This window comes from Thermodesulforhabdus norvegica (assembly GCF_900114975.1).
GTDB classification, from domain to species: domain Bacteria; phylum Desulfobacterota; class Syntrophobacteria; order Syntrophobacterales; family Thermodesulforhabdaceae; genus Thermodesulforhabdus; species Thermodesulforhabdus norvegica.
Genome location: NZ_FOUU01000002.1, coordinates 296,697 through 321,562, shown reverse-complemented (window position 1 = coordinate 321,562; position 24,866 = coordinate 296,697). Strand labels below are relative to the sequence as shown.

Annotated in this window: 21 protein-coding genes; 11 read left to right on the top strand and 10 right to left on the bottom strand. The window is 49.8% G+C overall.

Annotated elements, in window-relative coordinates; translation table 11 throughout:
* Positions 1-135: 135 nt before the first annotated feature.
* Positions 136-702, bottom strand: a complete 567-nt coding sequence (locus BM091_RS05070) for a type 1 periplasmic-binding domain-containing protein (RefSeq protein ID WP_093393963.1) — start codon at positions 700-702, stop codon at positions 136-138.
* A gap of 23 nt (positions 703-725) precedes the next feature.
* Positions 726-896 (bottom strand): hypothetical protein, encoded by a 171-nt coding sequence (locus tag BM091_RS13855; protein ID WP_177193529.1) that lies wholly within the window; start codon positions 894-896, stop codon positions 726-728.
* A gap of 264 nt (positions 897-1,160) precedes the next feature.
* Between BM091_RS13855 and lon the strand changes: the two genes are divergently transcribed.
* The 11 genes from lon to BM091_RS05015 all read left to right on the top strand — a co-directional run bounded on the left by lon (position 1,161) and on the right by BM091_RS05015 (position 13,285).
* Positions 1,161-3,179, top strand: a complete 2,019-nt coding sequence (gene lon, locus BM091_RS05065; protein WP_093393962.1) for an endopeptidase La — start codon at positions 1,161-1,163, stop codon at positions 3,177-3,179.
* An 86-nt stretch (positions 3,180-3,265) separates the two neighbouring features.
* Positions 3,266-5,044, top strand: a complete 1,779-nt coding sequence (locus BM091_RS05060) for a cation:proton antiporter (protein ID WP_093393960.1) — start codon at positions 3,266-3,268, stop codon at positions 5,042-5,044.
* A complete protein-coding gene (locus BM091_RS05055) occupies positions 5,041-6,597 on the top strand; it encodes an alpha-isopropylmalate synthase regulatory domain-containing protein (RefSeq protein ID WP_093393959.1) in 1,557 nt (518 codons plus the stop codon). Before BM091_RS05060 ends, BM091_RS05055 begins: the two co-directional genes overlap by 4 nt.
* 9 nt (positions 6,598-6,606) lie before the next feature.
* Entirely contained in the window at positions 6,607-7,041 is a 435-nt protein-coding gene (locus BM091_RS05050; RefSeq protein WP_245735267.1) for an acyl-CoA thioesterase, read from the top strand.
* 4 nt (positions 7,042-7,045) lie between these two features.
* On the top strand, positions 7,046-7,792 hold the full coding sequence (gene hisA, locus BM091_RS05045) for a 1-(5-phosphoribosyl)-5-[(5-phosphoribosylamino)methylideneamino]imidazole-4-carboxamide isomerase (protein ID WP_093393958.1): 747 nt from the start codon (positions 7,046-7,048) through the stop codon (positions 7,790-7,792).
* Entirely contained in the window at positions 7,792-8,244 is a 453-nt protein-coding gene (locus BM091_RS05040; RefSeq protein WP_093393957.1) for a GatB/YqeY domain-containing protein, read from the top strand. Before hisA ends, BM091_RS05040 begins: the two co-directional genes overlap by 1 nt.
* 107 nt (positions 8,245-8,351) lie before the next feature.
* The gene (locus tag BM091_RS05035; RefSeq protein WP_093393956.1) at positions 8,352-8,804 is read left to right on the top strand and encodes an Hsp20/alpha crystallin family protein; all 453 of its coding nucleotides are present in this window, start codon (positions 8,352-8,354) and stop codon (positions 8,802-8,804) included.
* A 140-nt stretch (positions 8,805-8,944) separates the two neighbouring features.
* The gene (gene lgt, locus BM091_RS05030; RefSeq protein ID WP_093393955.1) at positions 8,945-9,742 is read left to right on the top strand and encodes a prolipoprotein diacylglyceryl transferase; all 798 of its coding nucleotides are present in this window, start codon (positions 8,945-8,947) and stop codon (positions 9,740-9,742) included.
* Between the two features lie 6 nt (positions 9,743-9,748).
* Entirely contained in the window at positions 9,749-11,665 is a 1,917-nt protein-coding gene (locus tag BM091_RS05025; RefSeq protein WP_093393953.1) for a bifunctional acetyl-CoA hydrolase/transferase family protein/GNAT family N-acetyltransferase, read from the top strand.
* Positions 11,655-12,557, top strand: coding sequence for a hypothetical protein (locus tag BM091_RS05020; protein ID WP_093393952.1), 903 nt, complete (start codon positions 11,655-11,657; stop codon positions 12,555-12,557). The genes BM091_RS05025 and BM091_RS05020 overlap by 11 nt, the downstream gene beginning before the upstream one ends.
* Positions 12,554-13,285, top strand: a complete 732-nt coding sequence (locus BM091_RS05015) for an MBL fold metallo-hydrolase (protein WP_093393950.1) — start codon at positions 12,554-12,556, stop codon at positions 13,283-13,285. The genes BM091_RS05020 and BM091_RS05015 overlap by 4 nt, the downstream gene beginning before the upstream one ends.
* A gap of 181 nt (positions 13,286-13,466) precedes the next feature.
* On the opposite strand, the gene BM091_RS05010 is transcribed toward BM091_RS05015, so the two are convergent.
* The 8 genes from BM091_RS05010 to BM091_RS04975 form a co-directional block, all read right to left on the bottom strand.
* Positions 13,467-15,536 (bottom strand): molybdopterin-containing oxidoreductase family protein, encoded by a 2,070-nt coding sequence (locus tag BM091_RS05010; protein WP_093393949.1) that lies wholly within the window; start codon positions 15,534-15,536, stop codon positions 13,467-13,469.
* 15 nt (positions 15,537-15,551) lie between these two features.
* A complete protein-coding gene (locus BM091_RS05005) occupies positions 15,552-16,502 on the bottom strand; it encodes a class I SAM-dependent methyltransferase (protein ID WP_093393947.1) in 951 nt (316 codons plus the stop codon).
* 13 nt (positions 16,503-16,515) lie between these two features.
* Positions 16,516-19,542, bottom strand: coding sequence for an acyl-CoA dehydratase activase (locus BM091_RS05000; RefSeq protein ID WP_093394274.1), 3,027 nt, complete (start codon positions 19,540-19,542; stop codon positions 16,516-16,518).
* 14 nt (positions 19,543-19,556) lie between these two features.
* Positions 19,557-20,432 carry a radical SAM protein gene (locus BM091_RS04995; RefSeq protein WP_093393946.1) on the bottom strand — a complete coding sequence of 292 codons (876 nt, stop codon included), beginning with the start codon at positions 20,430-20,432 and terminating at the stop codon, positions 19,557-19,559.
* Positions 20,429-21,625, bottom strand: a complete 1,197-nt coding sequence (locus BM091_RS04990; RefSeq protein WP_093393945.1) for a hypothetical protein — start codon at positions 21,623-21,625, stop codon at positions 20,429-20,431. The genes BM091_RS04995 and BM091_RS04990 overlap by 4 nt, the downstream gene beginning before the upstream one ends.
* Positions 21,626-21,627: 2 nt before the next feature.
* The gene (locus tag BM091_RS04985; protein WP_093393943.1) at positions 21,628-22,458 is read right to left on the bottom strand and encodes an AAA family ATPase; all 831 of its coding nucleotides are present in this window, start codon (positions 22,456-22,458) and stop codon (positions 21,628-21,630) included.
* An 87-nt stretch (positions 22,459-22,545) separates the two neighbouring features.
* A complete protein-coding gene (locus tag BM091_RS04980; RefSeq protein ID WP_093393942.1) occupies positions 22,546-23,454 on the bottom strand; it encodes a glycosyltransferase family 2 protein in 909 nt (302 codons plus the stop codon).
* Positions 23,429-24,865, bottom strand: a complete 1,437-nt coding sequence (locus BM091_RS04975; protein WP_093393940.1) for a glycosyltransferase — start codon at positions 24,863-24,865, stop codon at positions 23,429-23,431. Before BM091_RS04975 ends, BM091_RS04980 begins: the two co-directional genes overlap by 26 nt.
* Position 24,866 lies beyond the last annotated feature (1 nt).

Sequence of the window (24,866 nt, the reverse complement as noted above, 5' to 3'; positions counted from 1 at the left end):
GCTATGATGAGCAGCCCCAGTCGCAACCAAAAGTTCCCATTCATTACACCCCCCTTTTGTGATTTATTGTACAATTTGTATCAAAAAATTTTCTTCCCCGGACGACATAGTGCCATCCGGGGAAGAAAGCCCCTTCTAAGCAACGGAAGAAACCGCATAGACCGGAATTACCGTTTTCTCGGTTTCATGTACAACCTCGGGATGGGCTTCGGGCTCGCTTATAACAAACTCAACCCTTTTTAACTCTCCAACGGCTTCCTTAATACACTTGTCCAGCGGACCCACTTTCACCATATGCATGAAAGGAATGCCCCGCCTTTCAGCCTCACGATAAAACTCCGCAACACTTTCTTTGGCGTTTTCCTTAAACCTTTCCTCAATCAGACTGCAATAAGGAGCCACCGTTTCCGGCCTGTCGGCAATCTGCAACACATTCATGGCAACGATTTCATAACCCATTCGCTCCGCAAACCCAAGGGCATATTCGACGACCGCTCTGGAAAAACAATCCTCATGACTGACGACCAAAACCTTCTTGGGTTCTGCATCAGCACGAGCCATAACCTGCCGCGCATGATCCCCCAACCCTGCTTCTGCAAAAGTGATAGCCTCGGTACTGGCTTCAACAGCTTCTCTCAGAGTGCTCCGTTTTTCTACCTTAACGTCGCCCTTTTTGAAACGCTTTGTGATCTTCTTTAACATAATCATCCCCCCTTTTGCAAACATCAGCTTTTATAAATCCTTGCCCTAGGACGATCGGCGGTCTTTCTTTTAACCACGCGGCGCTCTTCTCTTTTCTCAGGCCTCGCCAGGCGGATTGCCTCTTCGGCCTCTCCGGCCTCGGCAAAGGCCACGGCCGCCGCCAGCGCCTCAAGCTTTTCTTTAATCCGCTTCATGGTGCCCTCCTCTTTTCTGTTTGTTTCTCTTTCGCCCGGAATTAATTACAATGGATATGCCAAACAGGATCTGTTATCGTAAGGCTCTGTAACTCAAGGCATTGGCCCGATAGTCCGGATCAGGCTGCAGGATTTTTGCCGTTGCAATTTGCAATATTGAGTGGACAGAGGGAACAAATTGCTGTTGAATCAATAACATAGGGTTTGTTACAAAGAACATCGTATCGTTTCATGATGCAACATTAAGTCCCCGGAGGGGCTGTTATGATTTTTTTTAAAAAGCCCGAAGAGCCCTCGCAGGTGTCCGAAGAGACCAAGGATCTGGATAAACTTCAGGAGCGAATCCAGAATGCTCAACTACCTCCTGCCGTATCTTCCGTTGCCATGAAGGAACTGGAAAAACTCAGATCCACAGACCCTTCCGTAGCGGAATACTCTATAGGAATAAACTACCTGGACTTTTTAATTTCTCTCCCCTGGAACCGATACACGGAAGATAATCTTGATCTGGAAAGGGCACAGAAAATTCTGGATCAGGAGCATCACGGGCTCCGTCACGTAAAGGATCGAATTCTGGAATACCTGGCGACCAGGACTCTCTGCTCACTCCAGCCATTCAGAATACTCGTGGTCGATGACGAACAGATTGCCAGAACGAACCTTGAGTATGTTCTCAGGAAAGAGGGCTACGAGGTAGATACGGCGGAAAACGGACTGGAAGCTTTCGAAAAGGTCAGGAAACGGGAGTTCGACCTGGTTCTGGCCGATCTGAAAATGGACAAGATGGACGGCTTGCAGCTCCTTGAAGCCGTAAAAAAGATTTCTCCTGCAACCGAGACCGTTATAATCACGGGCTATGCTACCGTAAGCACTGCCGTCGAAGCACTACAAAAAGGAGCCGTGCACTACCTTTCCAAACCCATCAAGCTCGACGAATTGAGAAAACTCGTTGCCGACATAAGGGTTAAAAGAAGGCACCTGCAGATAGCCCGTGGACCGATACTCTGTTTTTCCGGCCCTCCGGGAACGGGGAAAACTTCAATCGGTAGATCCATCGCCCATGCCCTGGGCCGTAAATTCGTCAGAATGTCTCTTGCCGGTTTGAGAGACGAATCTGAACTTCGCGGCCACAGGCGCACTTACGTGGGTGCCATGCCGGGCCGTATCATTCAGGAGATAAAGAAGCTGGGAGTAAAAAACCCCGTTTTTATGCTCGACGAGATAGACAAAGTAGGGCAGGACTTCAGGGGCGATCCCGCTTCGGTTCTCCTTGAGATTCTGGATCCGGAGCAAAACAACCAGTTTGTGGACTATTATCTTGATGTCCCATTTGATCTGTCCGCTGTCATGTTCATTGGAACGGCAAACATGGTCGAAAAACTACCTCGTCCTCTTCTGGACAGGCTGGAAGTAATAGAGTTTCAGGGGTACACCGAGCGTGAAAAGATTTCTATTGCCCGAAACTTCATTATCCCAAGACAGCTCAGAGAGCACGGGCTTAGAGAAAAAGAAATCAGGTTTGAAGATGAATCCATAAAGACGGTGATAAGGGAATACACGCGTGAGGCCGGAGTGAGGGGGCTGGAAAGAGAGGTGGCAACGCTTTGCAGGAAAATAGCCCGGTTATACCTGGCAGACCCTTCAAACAAAGAGGTCGGCGACATTACGCCGGAGGTCGTCCGGGAACTTCTGGGTCCTCCGAAGTACGAACTGGAGGTTGCAGCGGCAAAACACAGAATAGGCGTGACCACGGGGCTTGTGTGGAGTGAGGTAGGCGGTGAAATAATCTTTGTGGAAGCTGCTCGAATGAGAGGAAGCCAGCAGCTCATCCTCACAGGATCCCTTGGTACTATCCTTAAAGAATCCGCCCAGACCGCCCTCAGCTATGTACGAAGTCATGCAGAAGAACTGGGGATTGATCCCGACTTTTTTAAGGATTCCGACATTCACATCCATATACCGGCGGGAGCCATTCCCAAGGACGGCCCGTCGGCAGGACTTACCATCGTGCTGGCTCTTGTATCTCTGCTTACTCAACGTCCGGCGCGCCGGGATGTTGCGCTAACGGGCGAGGTCACACTGAGCGGCAGGATTTTACCCGTAGGAGGAGTCAGAGAAAAAATACTCGCCGCACAGAGGTCCGGGGTTCGCTGCGTTGTATTTCCGGAAAGAAACCGGCCTGACGTCGCCGGTCTGGAAGAAGATGTTCTTTTGGATCTCGAAGTAGTTTTTGCCGGTGAGGTTACCGATGTGGTTGACCTGGCCCTCCTGCCTCGATCGTAGCCCTTCATTTCTTGTAAAGTTTTCTGCGATGTGACAATATCGGAAAGAACGGATCACCCCACAAAAAACATGAGGTTCTGCACCGAATGGCATCGCTTTACACGGTTGTGACGGCACTGATATTGGGTATTGTTTCTCAGGTTCTCGATCGGACATTCCGTATTCCTGCAATAGTTTTTTACCTTGTCTTTGGAATTCTGGGCGGTCCGATGGTTTTGAATTTTATCCGGGTAGAATCCCTGGGAAGTGGGCTTATTACTCTCGTCGAAATTGCCGTTGCCCTCATACTATTCGAAGGAGGCCTGACTCTCACTTCTGTGAGCTTCAGAATCGAGACGGCCATAATTCACAGGCTTCTCTGGGGTACTCTGACCCTTACCGGTCTGGGTGCAGCATTGCTGGCCATTCACCTTTTACGGGTTCCCTGGAAGTTTGCCCTGTTGTTTGGGGCAATAATCATAGTCACGGGCCCAACCGTGATGGGGTCTATACTCCGGAACGCAAGCCTTTTACCCCGTCTGGAGGCACTACTCCACTGGGAGTCCATCTGGGGAGATGTGGCCGGGGTTGTGGTAAGCGCCGTGGCAATAGAGTTACTGGCTCATCCCCTGAGTGTCCAGTCTCCTATAGGAGGAATTATTACCCTGCTTTCGAGAGTCGGGGTTGGTATTGCCGCCGGATTGATAGGAGGTTTCTTTCTGCTCAGGGTTGCAATTCCCTTTCTGGAACATCTTCACGACGAAATATTGCCGGGAATCGTATCCTTCGGCAGTGCCATAGCCATATTTGCATTATCAAATGCCGTAATCGAAGGATCGGGGCCTCTAGCGGCGGTCATACTCGGGATAATTTTAAGATCTCTTTCCGGCCGTACTGTAAGAGAAATCCGTCATTTTCACGAGCAGATCGTCACGATGTTCATAGGCATGCTTTTTGTCCTGCTTTCTGCCCGGGTCGACCTAAGGCCGCTCAGGGACGACTGGCCTCCGATACTTGGGGTGGCCCTCATCCTGGGAGGCCTCATACGCCCCTTTGCCGTTTATGGCTCTTTATACAAGACCGGAACTTCTCTGGCCGAAAGAACCTACATAGCTTTTATAGGTCCAAGAGGTATTCTATCCATAGCGTCCGTCGCCTATGCCGGCATAGTGATAGGAGAAAATTCACGAGAGATCGAACTGATCACGGCCACCGTATTTGCCATCATCATGATTTCCGGTATTTCGGCAACTCTACTCTGCAGGCCTCTTGCAAGGATCCTTAAGGTCGATGCACCACCGGAAAAAACCGGCATTCTTTTCGTCGGTCTTAACGAATTAAGTGTGGGCATTGCAAAATTAATAAAAGATTACGTACCGGTAGCCTTTATCGACACAAATCCCACTTCCTGCACTCTCGTATCGGCTGAAGGGCTTGAAGCTCTTTGCGCCGACGTGGTGGACGGATCCGTTTACGAAGAAGCCACCTATTCCGGCTTTAAGAGGCTCGTTGCGATAACCTCGGAGGATCCGCTCAACGAACTGGTCGCAATAAAATCGGCTCCCTATTTAGGGTCCAGAAACGTCTTTAAAGCCCGAGGTCATGCCGGACATGAGGTAATTTCGGTAGAGCCTTTCACCTTCTTCGTTCCTATCTTTCCCGAACACTTTACCGTTTCAGAAGCCGTTAAAGATCTTCGTAACGGGGCAGGAAAGCTGGAAATACTGGACATCAATGGAAAGATCGAAAGTCACGACAATACTATAATTCCTCTGTTTGAAATTCTCGGCGGTGGTAACGGAGTGAAACCGATAACCCCGGGATACACCCCGTCAGGTAAAAGCCTTTGTTTTATTAAACGAGTAGCCCCAGGAGGCCAGCCATGAAACACGTAGCCTTTCTCGACACTACCCTCAGGGACGGAATCAAAATACCCGGACTTATGCTGTTACCGGAAGAAAAAATACAGATTGCTCGCCAGATTGCCACGCTGGGCGTGGATATTCTGGAGGGCGGATTTCCGGCAGCATCGGAAGAGCAGTACAGAACCCTCTGTGTAATGGCCGAAGAAATTCAAGGGCCTTCTTTCTGCGTGCTTGCCAGGGCAACAAATCCCGAAGATTTCCGCATCGCGAGAGATGTCCTGAAAAGGCATCCAAAACCGCGCATTCACACCTTTATACCCGCTTCGGCGGCATACAGAGACCACTTCTTGAAAAAGCCTCTCGACGAGTGCCTCAGGATCGCCGTCGAAGCCGTAAAAAGGGGGAAAGATGTGGCCGATCATGTTGAGTTTTCCTTTGTGGACGCCTTCAGGGCCAGTGAGAACGAGCTTCTGAAGCTCCTGGATGCGGTTCTCGAGGCCGGAGCAGATACCATCACCTTTGCCGACACGGTAGGGTACGCCACACCCTGGCTTATCGAAAATATCATAGGCAAGATCTGCTCAGAGATAAAAGACGAAATCGTCGTGGGGATTCACTGTCACAACGACCTCGGCCTTGCAACCCCTAACTCCATCGCCGCTCTTCGTGCCGGAGCATCCCTCGTCCACTGCACGGTGAACGGTCTCGGGGAGCGGGCGGGAAACGCCAGGCTTGAAGAGATCGCCACAATTATAGCGATCCACGGCAAAGCCCTGGGACTTTCGACTTCTGTAGCCATGGACCGCATCGGGCCCGTTTGCAGACTTCTTGAAAGGCACACAGGCATATCTTTCGGTCCGCTTAAACCTCTCACCGGATCTTACGCCTTCTACTGCGAACCATCAGGGCCTCAAATAGGAGACGTTGCCGAATTACCGCCCTGCTTCGTGATTAGAGAAGAAGACATCGGCATGGTCAAAAATGGAGAACCTATGGATCAGGATACTCCTTTTGAGGTTTTTAAGGCCAGAGTCAAAGAACTGGGCTATGTTTTAAAAGAAGGGGAATATCAGAGGTGCTATGAAACGTTCCAGAGGCTTGCTTCCAAGAAAGAGAACATCTTCAATTCCGACCTGGAGCTAATAGTAAGGCAGGCTCTGTTCCATGTGCCTCAGAAGTACCGACTTTTGTATCTAAACGTCTCGGCGGGATCCATTCCCGTGCCTCATGCGACGGTTCAACTGGAAATCGACGGTCAGGTCGTTCAGGACGCAGGGTTCGGTCACGGGCCTGTAGATGCGGCCTTTAAAACGATCTTTCGCATGGTCAGAAGGTTTCCAAAGCTCATCCATTATGAGGTAAAAGCCGCAACGCTGGGAACCGATGCCCAGGGAATGGTTCTTCTTAGAGTACAGGAAGGTGATACAATTGTCGATGGATGGGGCGCTCATGTGGATATAGTTCTTGCAAGCGCCCAGGCGCTGATCGATGCTCTCAACAAGCTGGAGCATTACGGCGGACGGCGTGAAGTTTCCGAATACACCGACGATGAAGCCTGGAGTATCGTTCTTTAGGGGGTAACCGTGAGGGATCCAAAAAGTAGCGATATAATCGGGGCACGGATTCGCGTGCTTTACGCCGACACCGACAAAATGGGGCAGGCCTATTACGGGAATTTTATGAAGTGGTTTGAGGCGGGAAGGAGTGAATGGTTTAGAGCTCACGGAAGGAGTTACCGAAAGCTGGAAGAAGAGGGATATTTCCTGCCCGTCATAGAAGCCTATTGCAGATACTACAGGCCTGTTTTTTACGACGATGTAATAGTAATACAAACCCGCCTTTCTTCTCCCACGCCTGCCCGATTTCGTTTTGATTACAGTATATACAGAGACGGTAATGCCGATGAGGTTCTTGCAGAAGGGTACACGGTGCATGTTTGCGTAAATGCCGAACGAAGGCCCGTAAAACCGCCGTCCTTTCTCAAAGAACTGGCTACCGGGGTGCACAAGGAGGAATAGATCGGTGATCATTTACCCTGCCATTGACATAAAAAACGGGAAGTGCGTGAGGCTATATCAGGGAGATCCTTCAAAAGAAACCGTGTACGGAAGCGATCCGCTGACGGTTGCCCGCAGATGGGAAAGCCTGGGTGCAACCTGGCTTCACATTGTGGATCTTGACGGGGCCTTTGCGGGCAGGCCCGTTCACTACGAAGTGATTGCCAGAATTGCATCCACTCTATCCATACCCGTTCAGGTGGGAGGAGGGATCAGAAACAGCGAAGATGTGGAAAAGTACCTGGAGGCCGGGATTTCAAGAGTAATTGTGGGAACCAGGGCTCTCAAAGATCCCGAATGGTTCTCACAGGTCTGCACTGCCTATCCGGGTCGGATTGCCGCCGGACTTGATGCCCGCAACGGATTCGTTGCAGTAAAGGGCTGGAAAAATGTGACGAGCGTTACCGTGGCTGAGGTTGCACGGATCTGGAACGATCTGCCTCTGGCGGCTTTGATCTACACGGACATTGCAAGGGATGGGACTCAAAGAGGTGTTAATGTAAAGGCAACGGAGTCGCTACTTAAAATTACCAGGCACCCCGTAATTGCCTCCGGAGGCGTGGCTTCAATAGAAGACATACTGGTTCTCCTTCCTCTCGTAAAGGAAGGCCTCAACGGCGTGATTGTAGGACGGGCTTTATACACCGGTTCTTTAAAACTGGAAGAAGCTATCAGGATCGTCAATTATCATCTTTCCGGGAGGGAACGCTGATGGCTGCGGAGATTAGGAGCAAAATAGAAGAAGCACTAAAAGAGGCTATACGCAACCGGGATGAGACGGCAAAAAACGCTCTCAGAGGCCTTCTCACGGCCATGAAAAACAGAGAAAAGGAGCTGATGAAAGAGCTTGATGATCAGGAAGTCGTGAAAATCGTTTCTTCTCAGGTAAAGATGCGTCGCGAATCTGTGGAGCAATATAAACAGGGCGGAAGAGACGATCTTGTGGAAAAAGAGGAAGCCGAAATCAGAGTGCTTGAACAATTCCTGCCCAGGCCTCTTACCGATGAAGAACTCGAGCGTCTGGTGGAGGAATGCATCGAAGAAGTAAAGGCCAAAACACCCAGGGACCTCGGCAAAGTAATGAAGATCATAATGCCCAGGGTCGCAGGACGAGCCGACGGCAAGATCGTTAACGAAATGGTCAGAAAAAAGCTTTCAGGATGATTAACGATCTATCTTCTCGCCCCCTTGACAGCCTGAAAGGAGTTCTTATTTTTTAGGCGGAAAGATTGATAAGGTACTAAAATCACAGGCAAAAAGGAGGTGATGGTATGTTAGGGCTGGTACCCAGGAGAAGAAGCCTTCTGGACGTACCATCTCCCTTTGATTTGATCGATAGGTGGTTTGAGTCCTTTGAGCTTCCGGTGCTGGATCGGGTGTTTGAAAGAGATCGATTCTGGGTTCCTGCTTTTGATGTGTCGGAAACGGACGATCATATTGTGGTGAAGGCGGATCTGCCGGGAATTGATCCGAAGGAGCTGGACATCTCTATCACGGGGAATGTGCTGACTGTAAAGGGTGAAAAGAAACAGGAGCATGAGGAGAAGGGTGAGTCCTATCACAGGGTAGAGAGGACCTTTGGATCCTTTACCAGGTCCTTCACGCTGCCTGCTGACGTGGATCCTAACGGTGTTGAGGCGACTTACAAAGACGGTGTGTTGAAACTGATGATCCCCAAGACGGAGAAGTCAAAGCGTAAGAAAATAGAGGTTAAGACTCAGTAGAGTTGCGGTCACCAGTAGGTGGTCGCTCCGATGGTGAGCGAAAAGCGGGGAAACACCCCGCTTTTCTATTTCCTTCCCGGGCCGTCCTTCGTAAAATGTAGCGAAAACTTTTTTCAGATCACAGGGAGTGAACAGTTGTAATGATCCCCTATCCTCATATAGATCCTGACATAGTTCGCATTGGCCCTTTTCACATTCGATGGTACGGTTTAATGTATCTTCTTGGTTTTATCGCAGCCTACTTCGTTATCCCAAGGCAGGAAAAAAGTCGTTCACTGGGACTTCAGGGAGCAACCCTGCAGGATCTGCTTTTCTGGGTTGCCCTGGGTCTTATCGTTGGAGCACGGGCAGGACATCTGGTTTTTTACCAGTACCCCTACTTTGACTATTACCTCTCCCACCCTCTGGAAATAATAGCCCTATGGCATGGCGGAATGTCCTTCCACGGAGGGCTTATAGGCTCTGTGCTGGCCGGCTATATTTTCTGCAGAAAGAAAGGTCTGCCTTTTTGGGGAGTTGCCGATTGTGTTGTGGTAGCGGCCCCCATCGGACTTGGCCTCGGTCGCATCGGCAACTTCATAAACGGCGAGCTTTACGGCCGGATTACAGAGGTCCCATGGGCAATGGTTTTCCCCATGGGTGGGCCCTTTCCCAGACACCCTTCTCAGCTTTACGAGGCCTTCGGTGAGGGGCTTATTCTTTTTGCAATTCTGTGGAAGATGCAGAAGAAAAACCTGGCCGATGGAATGATGGTGGCTCTTTTTTTGATATGTTACGGAACCATACGTTTCATCCTGGAATTTTTCCGTGAACCGGATCCTCAGATAGGTTTCATTCTCGGTTTTTTCAGCATGGGCCAGGTTCTGTGTGCCGGGATGATACTGGCAGGGTCATCGGTTATAATCCTGCTCAAAAAGCGCAAAACTAACGGGAGTTAAAGGGACATGGTTGCAAAACCGGCTCTTTCGCTGATCGACTGGCGCGGTTCCTATCAGCAAAAGAAAATGCCGGCCGAAAAAGCCCTGAGGGCCATTAAAAGAGGCCAACGGGTGTTTATCGGCTCGGGGTGCGGTGAGCCTCAGTATCTTGTGGAGAAACTTGTGGAGCAAATGTCCTATCTGGCAGACATTGAGATACTCCACATTCTCAGTCTGGGAAGGACCCGCTATACCGACGCGTGTTTTCAGGAAAAGTGTCGATTAAAATCGTTTTTTGTGGCCGCATCTTCGAGAGAAGCCGTAGCAGAGGGGCGTGCCGATTATACCCCGATAAATTTATCCGATGTGCCCACCCTTTTCAGAAACAACATCCTGCCGGTGGACGTTGCCCTGATCCAGGTATCTCCACCGGACGAGCACGGATTTTGTAGCTACGGGGTCGCCGTGGACATAGTCAAACCTGCCACGGAATGCGCACGCTACGTGATTGCCCAGGTAAACGCCAGTATGCCCCGCACATTAGGAGATTCCTTCATCCATGTAAACAACATAGACGCCATCGTTGAACACGACGAACCCATACTGGAGATGCCTCCACCTGTTGTAAACGAAATTGCCCGGATGATAGGCCATCATGTGGCCGAACTGGTTGAAGACGAGGCAACACTGAGGGTCGGAGTGGGTAGTCTGTCAAGTGCCTGCCTCTATGCTCTTGAGGGCAAGAAAGATCTCGGTGTGCATACAGACATGCTCACGGATCCCTATCTCTACCTCATTGAAAAGGGAGTTATCACCAACGAGAAGAAGACATTGCACCCGGGAAAGATTATAGCCAGCTTTTGCGCAGGAACGGAAAAGCTGTACCGCTTTGTTCACAATAACCCCCTCGTTGAATTTCACCCCGTCGATTACACCAACAACTACAGGATTATTGCCCAGAATCGCAAGATGACCACCATACACTCGGCTCTTGAAGTGGACCTAAGCGGGCAGGTTTGTGCCGATTCGGTCGGTTATGAGATCTACAGCGGTGTCGGTGGAGCCGTGGATTTCCTTCGGGGGGCAAGGCATTCCGAGGGAGGACGATCTATTGTGGTGCTTCCGTCAACCACAATAGACGGCAGCAAATCCCGCATTGTGCCCACCCTGACGGAGGGAAGCGGAGTTGTGACAACGAGGGCTGGTGTTGAATACGTGGTAACAGAATACGGAACGGCTTATCTGATGGGGAAAAGCCTGAGGGAGAGGACTCTTGAGCTTATAAATATTGCCCACCCGGACTTTCGGGAGGAACTGCTCCAGGAGGCTTATCGCCTTAATTACCTGAGGCGCGAGATATACCCCGTGGGGATCAGTTTTTACCCGGAAAACCTGGAAGTTAAACAGTTGTTTGACGGCGATCTGGAACTGACCTTCAGGCCGGTCCGCCCTTCCGACGAAACCATAGTGAGGAACTTTCTGGCGTCCCTGCCCAGGGAAGAACCTTACGTCAGGTTCCTGTCTCTGATGAAGGTTTACCCCAAATACAACGTTCAGGAAATTCTCCATATCGACTATCGCTCCAAGATGGTTTTGCTGGGAATTGACGGTCTTCCGGGGCATGAGCGGGTTGTAGCCATGGGGGGATATGTTTTAGACGAAGAACTCATGACAGCAGAAGTTGACTTTGCCGTACATCCCGATTACGGACGCCGCGGTGTGGGAACCTTTCTGCTTCAGAGGCTTGCGGAAATCGGTCGAAATGCAGGAATTAAGACCTTCGTCGCCTATGTTACAAAGGGACAGGAAAAAGTCTTCGGAGTCTTTGAGGCTCTGGGCTATCTGGTTAGAATAACTCTTGCAGACGATGTTTACGAAATACGACTCTTCCTCGATACCCCAACGGACCTTTGCCTGGTGGATCTGCCGTCAGATGGAAGATAACAGAGATTTAATCTCCAGAATTGAGGAAATAGAAAAACAGCTCCGGGAGTTGAGCCTGACGTGCTATGAATTGCAACGAGAAATAGACAGGGTTTTACATTTTATAAATGAGCCCGCCGAGCCGCTTCCTGAAAGGCATCCCGTGTTGCGAATATTAACCCAGAGGGGGCATTCCGTTCTGTCCTTTGGAGACATGTCAGAAGTAATTCTTCCGCAAAGGCCCAGACAGGAGCTTTATGATCGCTATTACGGGCTTTTGAAGAAATATTCCTTCAGGCTTTTTCTCCGTGATCTTCTGCACAGAGACCACGGTGAAGACTGGCGCAACCTGAGCCGTTACTGCTCCACCAGGACCGCAAGGCAATATATCAATTTTCTTTCTCTGGCGGGACTGGTAGAGATCGAAGATAACAGCTTTGCTTTTAGATACACGGGCCCAAAAGTAAGAAGCTTTGGCTCAACCCTGGAATGGTACATTGCGGAAATATTCGTACGGGAGTTCTATGCCCCTGCACTTTTCGCCGTAAAACTCAAGAACACAAAGCACGGTGGAGACTACGATGTGGTGGCCGGCTGCCATGGGAAGCTGGTTTATGTGGAGGTTAAATCGAGTCCTCCGAGAGGCGTTGAACTTCCCCATGTCGAATCTTTCATAAACAGGCTTGAGGATCTATCACCTGATCTGGCCTTTTTTCTGGTTGATACGGAATTAAGAATGAAGGACAAAATCGTGAAGCTCTTTGAAGAAGCGACGGGCAGAGAGCCGGTGCGATTGGTCAGAGAGTTGTTTTACCTCGACAACGGTATATATTTGATAAATGCCAGAAAGGGGATAACATCCAACATTCGGCGGTGCCTGCAGCACTATTTCTATAACAGGAGGTTTGAATGAAGCTTACAGACGAATTCTTCGTTTATCCCTGGGAAAGTATGACGGAAAACAACTGCAACAGTTATGTAATCGGCAAAAAGGAAAAAATTCTTATAGATCCGGGTCACTATCATTTATTACCCAGGCTCGAGCAGAAGATGAAAGAAGACGGCATATCCTTTGACGACATAAGCCTTGTCCTCGTAACACATCCTCATCCGGACCACATGGAAGGTATTGCTGCATGGAATCAGAGGCCGGCCCTGATCGCCCTGCACCCGGATGCTCTGGATTTCATCGAGCAGTTCGGACAAATCTGGGAAGACGCAACGGGAAAGACTCTTCCAAAGTTCGAGGTTGATTTCTTTGTGACGGAGGGAAACCTTAAGGTCGGCCCTTACTCCTTTCAGGTAATACACACTCCAGGACATGCTCCGGGATCCCTTTCTTTTTACTGGGAAGACGGCAGGGTTCTCTTCACGGGCGATGTTATCTTCGTGCAAAGCTTCGGCCGTTTTGATCTGCCCGGCGCCGATCCGGTGGCATTGATACAGAGCATAGAAAAACTGGTTCAACTGGATACCGAATTCCTTGCACCGGGACACGGCCCTATGCTCCAGGGACGCGGCTCGGTGAAAGAGAACTTTTATATCGTTTTAGGGCTTTTCCAGCAGATGGTAGCAAGGGAGATGAAGAAGAATAACGAGGTTTTGCAGGGTTTCCCGGAAGGGCAAAACAGAAACGGTTGAGCTGCCGGGCAAAAAGAGGGGATGCCCTTCAGGCGTCCCCTGTCACTATTCAGAACTCTATCCCGTGACCTTCAGGATCTCAAACATAAACCGGGCACCACAGAGCTTACCACGGATAACGGAGGCTTTTGCTTCCCGATCAAGTAATTTCTCAGGCCTTCTAATCTGGAAGAGCTTACAATCATTTCACTTTATCCACACGACAATAAAAGCTCCGATTTGAGGGCGTGCAGGTTAGGGGGTTACGGCGAGAGTCATCGGTCAGGTTGTTAACCCCGCACTCTTCATTAACTTCTCCCCATCCCCAGGCAATACGCACCACACCCGGTCTCACCACATCGGACCTGCGGGCTTTCATTTTAACCTGTCCTTTTGGAGTCGTTATGGAAACCACGGCAAAGTCTTCTATTCCCAGTCTTTCAGCATCCTGCGGATGGATTTCTACAAATCCCTCGGGTTCAAGCTTTCTCAGGAAGGGCACATTATGGAATTGGGTGTGAGTGTAACGATTTGTTCGCTCACCGCTTATCCCGATGAGTACATTACCCCCTGAATTGTCATCAACTAATTCGGCAAAACTGATCGGCTCATCGGAAAAACCCTTTTCAAAAGGAACTGCCGGATACCCTGCCTCTTCCAGAGTTTTTGACGCAAACTCTACTTTACCGCTGGGCGTATTGAAGCCTTCACTTTTGTATTTTTCGTAACGCAACTCTTCCACCCATATACCGTCCGGATTCTTTCTTAAATCCTCAACGGTAATTCCTGCAGGCTCGAGTTGATAGTTCAGGGCCTCGTCTACGGATTCCCATGGGAAAAACTTACCTAGGCCCAGGAATTTTGCCAGTTCAAAGATTATTTTCCAATCCGGCCAGCTGTTTCCAACAGGTCCTATAACTGCATCCTGCAGGATTACGAGAGCATTACGCAAGTAAGCCCGATTAATCTGGGTCTTTTCGAAACAGGTTGTGGCCGGCAGGATAACGTCTGCGTAATGGGATGTGCGATTTCGAAAAGGATCGATGCAGACCATAAAGTCCAGCTTTTCAAAGGCCTTTCTGACTCTGGATGATTCCGTCATTGTAACCACCGGATTGCCCGACTGGACCACAAGGGCTTTAACGGCATAAGGCTTTTCGTCAAGAATGGCATCAATGAGGCACGACTGAGCATGCCGTCCCCAGTTTGGATGGAAGTTATCAAAAAGGGAATAATCGGACGTGATGGGCCTGATCCCTTCCGGAAGTTCATCCCTTAACTGAATGTTTCTAACGGGAACGGGCTGAGGAATGAAGTCACCGCCGGGAACGTCGATGTTTCCGGTAATCGCCCTGAGCATGGCTATTGCCCTGGTTGTATCAAAGACCTCAAGCTGCATATCCAGCCCGTTTCCGTCTATTATGCAGGCAGGTTTGCCAGTTGCGTATAATTTTGCGGCTTTTTCTATGTCTTCCTTTGAGAGCCAGACTTTTTTTGAAACTTCATCGAGTGAAAAGCGGTTAAGCACATCGCAGAGTCGATCAAAACCATGGGAGTAAGAGTCAATAAAGGACCTATCAAGCCATCCTTTTTCTACGATGAGCCTCAACATTGCCATGACCAGCAAGCCATCGTGGGCCGGCTTGACGGGTAACCAGATGTCGGCCCGTCTGCCGAAAAAAGTTCTTACCGGATCCACCACGATAAGCTTCGCCCCTTTTTCCCTGGCAAAGAGAATTGCTTCGGCCATACCGGGAGCAGTATTCCTGTCGTTTTTCCCCCAGATTACTATGCATTTAGCTTCTTTCACCATGGGTATGGTCATGGCCCCATAAACATACCAGTGGGCCATTTCCCTTGCGACGTGGCATACCGATCCATTACCTATGGTGTTTGGCGACCCAAAAGCGTTCATCAATCTGTTTGCATAGTCCCAGGGTGTTCCCCAATCGGCTGCCATGCCTCGAAGCCATGCAACGGCCTGAGGGCCGTGACGATCTTTGATTTTCTGGAGTCGATCGGCTATAAAACCCATGGCATCTTCCCAGGAAACCTCCCGGGTTTTACCGGTTTTTCTGTCACGTATGATCGGGTTCGTGATCCGCTCCGGTGAATAAACTATCTCGGGAGCGGCAAGCAACTTGGGACATACAAGCCGCTTCTCCGGAGGCAAAAAAGATTTTCTGGTTGCCCCAATTAGTTTTCCGTCCTCGACTTTAACCTCAGCCGGGCAACATGCCGAACAGAGCCTGCATACGGTGTGTTTTATCATGATTCTCCCCTTAACTTATCTTCTCGCTTTCACATAGTAACTTATAATGTATTCGTAATGGTTCCTGTGGTTTCTTATTATCCAGGGTTGATGTGACTGATGTTCCACCCTCCAGGGCGGTGAAATTACTTCATGAACCCCTTCAAGGACCTTCCTAACGTTGTCAATACCGTAACCGGCAAAAAGGCCGTCGCTCTTTCCGCCAAGCCATTCATCGGGGGGCGCTACATCGGGAGACCAGGAAAAAGGATCGGCCACCAGGCACTCGGCGTCCCGGAGTTTCGCAACACGGTTTAACTCTTTCATGTGAGCCAGCGGAGATGGAACCTTATCGATGACATTAAGAGAGGTCACAACACGGAACATATTACTCCGAAAGGGCAACCTGAGGCAATCTGCAACGATAAATTCGGCTCTTTCGGGGCTCCACTCTCCGGGAAGGATGATCTCCCGTTCTGTAACCATATTACCTTCCTGAACCAATTTCGCCCTCAACCTGCCATCCCTGGCAAGCCTTCGGGCTGCTTTTATAAAGGTCACCGAAAGGTCAATTCCCACAACGAAGTCGCACTTCCGCGAGACCTCCAGAGCAAAACGCCCGACTGCACATCCGATATCAAGGCACATCCCTCCGGCTTCAGTGACCATGTCCGCCCATGCCGAGTAGGGCAGGCTTCCCGTGTTGATCACCGGTTTTTCACCCATGAGGTCGTGATAATGGCTCCAGAGATAGGAAGACAGGCCGTGTAGGGTTTCGTACTTATTCTGAGGAGATGGTTTCCAGTCAGGATCCGGTGTAAGATAAGCGATGCCCTCTTCGATCCGAAAATTTCTCCCGCATCTTGAGCATATCAAACTTCCCCGCTCAATTTCTCCCCTTTCCCTCACCAGATCTTGCGCCTTAAGTTCGTACTCCTCGGGAAGGCAAGAAGGACAAACAAGGTATTCCAGCAATGCCTCTTTCATCGATTTCTCCTTATTACATGGCCATCTTCTGACGGTTCCCACTTTTTCTCTGGAATTCGTAATTCTTTACTACGTTGTTATAGGCCTCAACCCTCGTGAGGACACCTGCCACCGCCGTGTGTTCATCGAATTCGAGAACAAGGGCCGGTTTTTCGGACAACACATGCCTGTAGAAGTGCTCGATAAAGGAGTCGGGACCGCAACTGAAGTTGGTCAGATGAACACCGTAAAGACCTTCATGACGGGCAATATGCTTTGCAGCTCTGAGTATCCTGGATCCGAATCCCCAATACATTCTGGGAAAGTCACTCATATCTTCCAGGCTAAGATCTACGAAGTCCAGAGTGATCGCCTTTATTCCTCGCCTGGCGAGCTGTTTTCCCAGCTGCAGGTTGAGCCTTACATCGTACAGGTTATAAGGTCTTCCGGATATGACCCAGATAGGCTCTTCGCCATTTGAACGGGAAATTACTTCTCTACCGATCTTTAACAGTTCTTCACGAAAACCCAGTTGTACATCGAAAGCCTTCTTTACGATACGGGTCAACAGGGCACGATCGGGTTTCAGAGATCCCGGCATTGCTTCGACTATTCGGTCTGCGATGTATTCCGGAGGATCGTTGAGATAAACGGTCGGTTTCACAATCCTTGCCGGATCCAGGTTCAGAGCAAATCTCGTAATGTACTGCCCGCTTTCCACAAGAGGGCAGAAAAACCCGGCTTCCTTCTCACTGTAAGAGGGCATGTTGATGACGTTGGGAAGGAAAAGCATGTCGACTCGTTGAGAAAGCCAGCGAACATGTCCATGGAACACCATCACAGGAAAGCAGGTTTCGGCGGTAACACTTTCGACTCCTTTACGGGCGATGTCCTGAGTGGTCTGAGGGCTGAGCAACAAAGGAAAGCCGAGTTCCCGGAAAATCACAACCCAGAAGGGTGCCCATTCCCAGAAATGAAGCCCCAGCGGCATTCCGATTACGGGAAGACCTTTCTTACCTGCAGATATCCTGCCCGGAACCACATCCCATCGGGACATCAAATCAAAAAACAGGGAATTCCTTTTGCCGATATAATTGACCGTCTCTTTCTCTTTACCGTGACTTACCTCATAACGCCCACAGTCTCCTCCCCATATGCTCTTACGGCCCACGAAGTCGTAAACCTTGAGCTTGCATTCGTTGTGACATTTCGGGTCTGCACGGCAGATAACCTCCTGAAAGCTCACAGAAGCTTCCGATAACTTCTTGAGATCCCGCTGTCTGGGCGTTACTTCACCCCTTTCGTACATTTCCCTAACGAGCAGGGCGGCTCCGTAAGCGCCCATCACTTCACGATGTCTGGGTACAATTATCGGTCGGTTAAGAACCCGCTCAAAGGCCGCAACCACAGCCTTATTAAGGGAAGGGCCACCGAGAAACATCACCCTTCGGCCGACGGGGCGTCGTCCAACAACTCTGTTGAGATAATTGTGAACGACGGCGTAACACAAACCGGCTATCAGATCTTCACGGCTTGCCCCCTTCTGAGCGTATCCTGCAAGGTCTGATTCCATAAAAACCGTGCATCTTTCCGTAAGGTGAATGGGAGACTCCGAAGCCATGGCTATTTCCTGAAATTCTCCGACTATGTTTATATTCATCTTATTCGCCAGTTCGTGAAGAAAACTGCCGGTACCGGCAGCACATACTTTATTCATGTCGAAGTCAACCGGATGACCCCGATCTATCCGTATGTACTTGCTGTCCTGCCCACCAATCTCAAAAATCGTGTCAACTTCAGGGTCCATATAAACGGCGCCACGGGCATGGGCGGTAATCTCATCGACTATGAGATCTGCATCCACGAAGTCGCCCACGACATTTCTTCCGGACCCCGTGGTGGCCAGCCCCAATATTCTGCACTCACCCTTCGTGGTCTCCAAAAGCACCCCCAGAAGATACTGCACCACCTCGATGGGCTTGCCTCGCGTGGGCACATAGCACTTATGGAGAAGCCTCCCCGATCGATCTATAAAAGCATACTTCGTGGTGGTCGAACCTATATCAATGCCCAAAAAGCCTTCCCACTTTTTTCTTTTCCGGACTTTCAGCGAATTATCCTCATCAAAGCGGCTTAACTCCAGCCTGAGAGGCCCGGTTCTGGGGAAGTCATAGTCCATCGTGGTTATGGCACTTAAGTCCTTTGAAGGCAACTTACGCCAGCCTCTTTCTATTGCAATCAGCGCCACGCCCAGGGCACCCATTGAGGTGTGATAAGGCGGCACGGTGATACCCGGGAAGTAGTGCCGAAATGCCCGAACCTGAAGCCGATTGCTGGCCATCCCGCCTATAAACACGACGGGATCCTTTACGGTGCGATTCCCAACGATGTTGCTGACAAAGTTGGCCGCATTTCCGTAATGAAGGCCTGCAATGATGTTCATCAGGGGTTCACCTTTGTTCTGTAAATGGATCATGTCGGATTTGGTAAATACCGTGCATCGGCATGCTACGGGGGCGGGTGAGGTACTTTTCAGGCCCAGCTCAATAAAGTCGTCCAGCACACGCTGTAACTGCTCCTGCGATGGTTTCCAGCTTTTGTCGTACATGGAGTAAGCAAGGCGCTCGGCCTGCTGATCGATAAACGATCCCGTACCGGATGCGCAGGGGCCGTTCATCTCAAAATCTTCCAGGTACCACCTTCTACCGTCAGATCCGGGATCGTATCCGATCTGGAAAAGAAGGGCATCCTGCCCACCCATGCTTATGATGGTTCTGACACCGGGCACCACATAAACCGTACCCACAACCTGAGCAATGGTCTCGGCTTCAAAGGGCAGATCAAGAATTCTGGCAATCAACTCACCGTGCATTCCCGTAAGAGCAACACTCACAAGAGTCGAACCGTAGCGCTCCCGAACCAGCGACAGCACATCCTTAAAGTGTTCGAAAACCAGACCGAAATGCCTCCTGTAGGGAAGCTCTTCAACAATATTACCTTCTTCGTCAACCACCATTCCGTTTATGCTTACCGATCCTATGTCCAGCCCCAGATAATACATTGCAGACTCCTTTATCATTGGGTGCCTATAAAAAAAGGTCGGAACTCCGATTCATCCCACGACAAAGCTTTATCAATGGTTGCCAGAATAGCAGGGATATCACAGGGCAGATCACCCTGGAGGTTTAAATAGTTAGTATAGTGATCGCTAAAAAGCTTTGTCCTCGTGTTGATATTTTCAATCAGAATGCGGGCCTCTCGTAGCACGCCGTGAGGACCCAGCATTTTGAACTTTCCCTTTCGAATCCAGTGTAACATCAGGGTGTTTATCTTGGGCACAAAGGTTCTAAGGCGCACGAAGTCAGGAGAAATTATGTTTATTGCGGAAGCCGTTTCAACGGCATGTTCTTCGCTCAATTCCGGGCCTGCAATTCCCAGGATCACGTATTCACTCAGCTCAATCCCGGCCTCCCTGACCATAAGCCCTGCTTCTATTTGCTGCTGTCTCGTGGCACCCTTTTTGATCCTCCTGAGCACGAGGTCATGACCGCTTTCAAGCCCAACATGGATCCTCGAAAGACCGGCCTCTCGAAGGCGTTTCATTTCTTGAAAACCCTTTTTGCAAATGTACTGGGCCGATCCGTAAACGGTTATGCGTTCCAGACGGGGCAGCACACGCCTCGCGTATTCACACACTTCCGCCAGTTGCTCCGTTGGCATGGCAATTGTGTTTCCTGCGGGAAGGAAGAGGCTTTTCACTCTTGATCCGTATATTCTGGCGGCTTCATCAATGTCCCTTTTGATTTCTCCAACAGGTCTGACCCTGTATTTCGGCCCTTTTTTGTAAACCATACAGAAGGTGCATTTGTTGTGAGGACAACCGACGGTTGCCTGGATCAGGAGACTATCTGCCTCACTGGGCGGCCTGTATATAGGTCCCTCGTACTTCATGCCTTCCCATACCTGTCCTGCCTGTTAAGATAGGCTACGGCGTTTTTCAATCCCCCGAGGGTTAAATCTTCCATAAAAAATATCCGGGCAATCTTTTGAATGGTAATACTTTCGTATTTCCAGAGTGTCTTGGGAATCGGATTGAGCCACACACTGGCGGGAAAGGCTTCTCTTAATTCCTGCAACCAGCGGTATCCGGGTTTTTTAACGGTTGTGAAAACATCGAGAGAGCCGAAAGAAGCCATGAGTTCAGAAGGAGCCATATTTGCGTCTCCTATAATTATAAGCCTGGCTTCAGGGCCTCGCTGTAGCAAATCTTCCCATTTTACGGCTTTCGTTCTGGGCGGGTCTTCATAAACCGTCCCGTAGATACAGTTATGGAAATAGTAGTATTTTACGTCCTCGAAAGTATCACGAATTCGGTTAAAAAGCGTTTTAACAATGGGGATATAAGGGGTCATCGAGTAGCCGCCATTGTCGAGAAGGACTATTAAAGAGACCCGATTACGGAGCTCGGGACGGAATATGAGCTCGATTTCTCCACCGTTTTTGGCCGTCCTGTAAATCGTTTCATCGACATCAAGCTCCGAAAGAGGGCCAATCGGTTTCAGGCTTTTCATACATGATAGAATATGTCTTATGTTTTCCCGGGTTATAGGCGCATCATCGCTGTAGTTAACATAGCGTCTTTCGCCAATGACCTTTCTGGCCGTCCCATGGACGCCCGAGCCCAGCACTCTAACTCCTCCCTGAGAAAATCCGCCGTGTCCGAAAGGAGATCTACCGCCGGTTCCGATCCATCGATCCCCGCCTCTGTGCTTACCCTCCTGACTCTGCAGCGTTTCCCAGAAGCGCTTCATCAGCTCTTCCAGTGGCATAGAATGGACTTGTTCTCGTGTTAGAAGGCCTTTGTCCACGGCCTCATCGAGCCATTCTCTGAAGGGTTTTGCAGCAAGCAGGGCTTCCCAGTCTTCCGCTGTAAGCCCGCCCTGTTCACCAAAAAAATACTCCCTGAAGACCTGCTCAAAGACATCGTAGTGCTCTACTCGTTTCACGAAAATCAGCCTGGTCAACAGGAAAAGACGATCCAGGCTGGTTATAAGCCCTCTGGAAAGAGCCTCATAAAAATCAAGGATGGAACGGCCGCTGACAGGAATCCCGGCCTCTCGCAGCCTGTAAAAAAAATCCAGCATGGCTAATACCTGCTACGCCTGGACATACCCTTAAACCTGAGGATATCCTCCGTACGCTTAAGAAGTGTACCGATAAAAGGAATATCCCTACCGGCTCCTGGCCCTTTTATCCCTGCAGCTCTCATCGCACCAATCCAGTCCAGCAACTCTGCGGTTGCAGGAGGTTTTTCAAACTCCTGATCACGGAGTCTGTAAAAAGTTGTAAGGCTTGCCTCGAGAAAAGGCTCCGGAATGTCAGGATAGTGAAGCCTCACTATGATGGCCATTTCTTCAGGAGACGGAAAAGGAATATAGTGACAGAAACACCTTCGAAGGAAAGGATCTGAAAGTTCTCTCTTGGCATTACTGGTTATGACAATTATCGGCCTGTGTTTTGCCACAACCTTGTGGTTAATCTCACGGATTATGAAGGAACCGTCTTCAAGCACGTCCAGGAGGTTATCCTGGGTGTCCGAGTCGGTTTTATCTATTTCGTCCAGTAAGAGCACACGGCGTTCTTCCGCCGTAAAGGCCCGGCCTATAGGCCCGAAGCGGATGTAGTCCCAGATGTTGTTGACGTCTCGACCCGTGCCCTCGGTTCCGAACCTCGAGTCGTTAAGCCTTAAAACCGTATCGTAGACGTAACAGAGCTCTTCTCCTTTAAAGGTGGATTTGCATCGGGCTTCCTCCATCTTAAGGCCGAGGGCTCTTGCTATTTCAAAGGCCAGCTGCGTTTTACCGGTACCGGCCTCTCCCGTAAGGAGGAGCGGCTTTTCCATGGCTATCGCTATGTTCACTATTTCTTTAAGCTCTGGATTGAGATAGTATCTGTCGGTGCCTTCAAACTTCAGCATGAATCATCCCCCGTTCTTTCCCGACTGCGAATAAACATAACCGTTAAATAGTAGCGAGAATTGATCACAAGGACAACCGCAAGGCTTCTACGGAAGTCTGATCCCTTCCGAAAGACCCCTGAAGGCCGCAAGCAACTTCTCTCCGGAGTTTTCTTCAAAGAAGATAATCCTTAACACATCGTAGATTGCCGCAAGAAGGTCGAACATAACGAAACCGGGAACCTTTCTCCCGTATCGCTTCCAAACCCTCACCCTGTTACGGTAGATAAAATAACGCCTTAAGGGCGGGTGGAAACTGGGGCGAACCTTTACGGGTCCAAGAGAATAGTAACGCCTGCGGTCTCCAAGGCTATGAAAAAGAACGGCTGGACAAACCACATGTATGACCATCCCTTTGGACAGACCTCTAAGACAGAAGTCGTTGTCAACGTAATCGATAAAAAAGTCTTCATCCATTAGCCCGATCTCCGAGAAAACCCGGACGGGTATGAGACTTCCGGAAGATATGGAAAAAAACACACCTTTAAGACAGCGTTGATGGCCGCAGAGCTTTCTGATAAAGCCCCACGGGGCAGGGAGTACATGTCTGTAAAAAAAACCTCCCAGCTCGTCAAACACGTTGGGCGCCAGCATAAGGAGTTTTTCCTTTTCCGACTCCGTAAGGGACCAATAGTAACCGCTCATAACCTCCATGAAATCCGGTGCCGGCAAGGAATCCTGATCGAGTAAAAGCACCCACTCAAACCCGCACTCTATGGCAAAGCGGATCCCCTGATTCTGCGCAGCCGCAAGCCCTCTATTTTCTCCGTTAACGATCAACTTCAGGCGCCCGTCTTCAAGACCTTGCAGGCAAGACGCCCCCCCCGGCGTATTATCCACCACTATGACCAGCCCAACCTGTTTAAGTATGGTCATTATACGATAGGACAAATCCTCTGTGGGGTGAAAGGAAACTATGACGGCAGCAGTCCTACTGCCCAGGGAATCTGCTTCCATTCCTTCCTTCCGATCCCATCACCTGCTCATAAAGCTCCATAAGCGATTTCGCGTGCTCTTTGATATCAACAACATGGGTATCCCGAGCCCCTTTCATAAGGCTTTTCCGCAGGTCCCGATCATTGCAGAACATACGAATTTTTTCAGCGAGATCCCCGGGTAAGGCAGGGTCAAAAAGAAGCCCGTTCAATCCATGACGAACGACCTCAGGAGTGCCTCCCCGGTTGCTGGCAATAACCGGTGTTCCTGCGGATATCGCTTCTCGCACTACCAGGGGAGCATTTTCTTCGCACAGAGAAGGAAAGACAACGGCATCAAGACCATGATAAACCCCTGCAAGGGAATCGGGATTTCTGTCAAACCTGCCTTTATAAACCAATTTTTTCCTAAAGGAGTCCTTCAGCGAAGCAATACACCGTTCGTAGAAAAGGGTGTCGTAAATCTGTCCGTGAATTTCTATTCTTATGCCGTCAAGATCATTCAGCCGATTCAGCTCATCTATCAGCAAAGAAAAACCCTTGGTTGCAGTTATATTTCCCACAAATCCGACAACAACCTCGTCCCCTTCAATTCTATCAGGTCCGGGAGCAACCTTTTGAATACCCAGAGGAAGATACTTTATGTTTCCGTATCCGAGCGTTTCGTACCGCTTTTTCAGGTATTGAGACGGGCTGATAAGGCAGGCGCAGTGAGCAAGCTGGCTTTTAAGGTATTCCAGCCGGAAAAAGAATTCCATAACCCTGACGGGATCCACAACAGAAGGCCGAACCTCGGTGACCTGATTTGAAGTCCCGGCACGATAAACCACTTTTTTTATTATGTTTTTGATTCTTCCCGGAACGAACCTCCTGGCATACTGCTTTAACAAAGGATGCCTGTCAAAAAAGGAAGCCAGAGCCACCGCCTCTGCGGCCGTTGAACCGGGCTGTGAATTGCAGTCAGCACAGGCAAATCCATCTTCAGGGCCCGGGCAGACGGTGTAATCCGGCCTGAAAAGATTAACCTTTGGGCAGATGTACCAGTAATCATGCAGGGTCAAGACCGAAGGTATCCCTTTGTAACGAGCAATGTAAGGGAGATTACCCGACAGAGAAAAAAGATGCTGAAAATGCACGAGATCGGGACGCCGTTCCTCAAGGATACGGGAGAAGACCCCGGCTATTTGCCTGTTTATAAACCCGTTAAAGAAAGTATAAAGATCGTTAAAGTTGTTTACTACTCTGATAACACTGATACCGTCGACGTACTCTTCAAAAACGGTGTAGTCCCTGCTCGCCAAATCGACCGTTCTGGAAAATACCGTAACTTCGAGACCTTCTGATATCAGGGTTCTGGCGAGATCGTAGGAATAAATTTCCGCGCCACCCAGCTCACGATGAGGAAACCCATGAGTCACCATAAGCACTTTCATG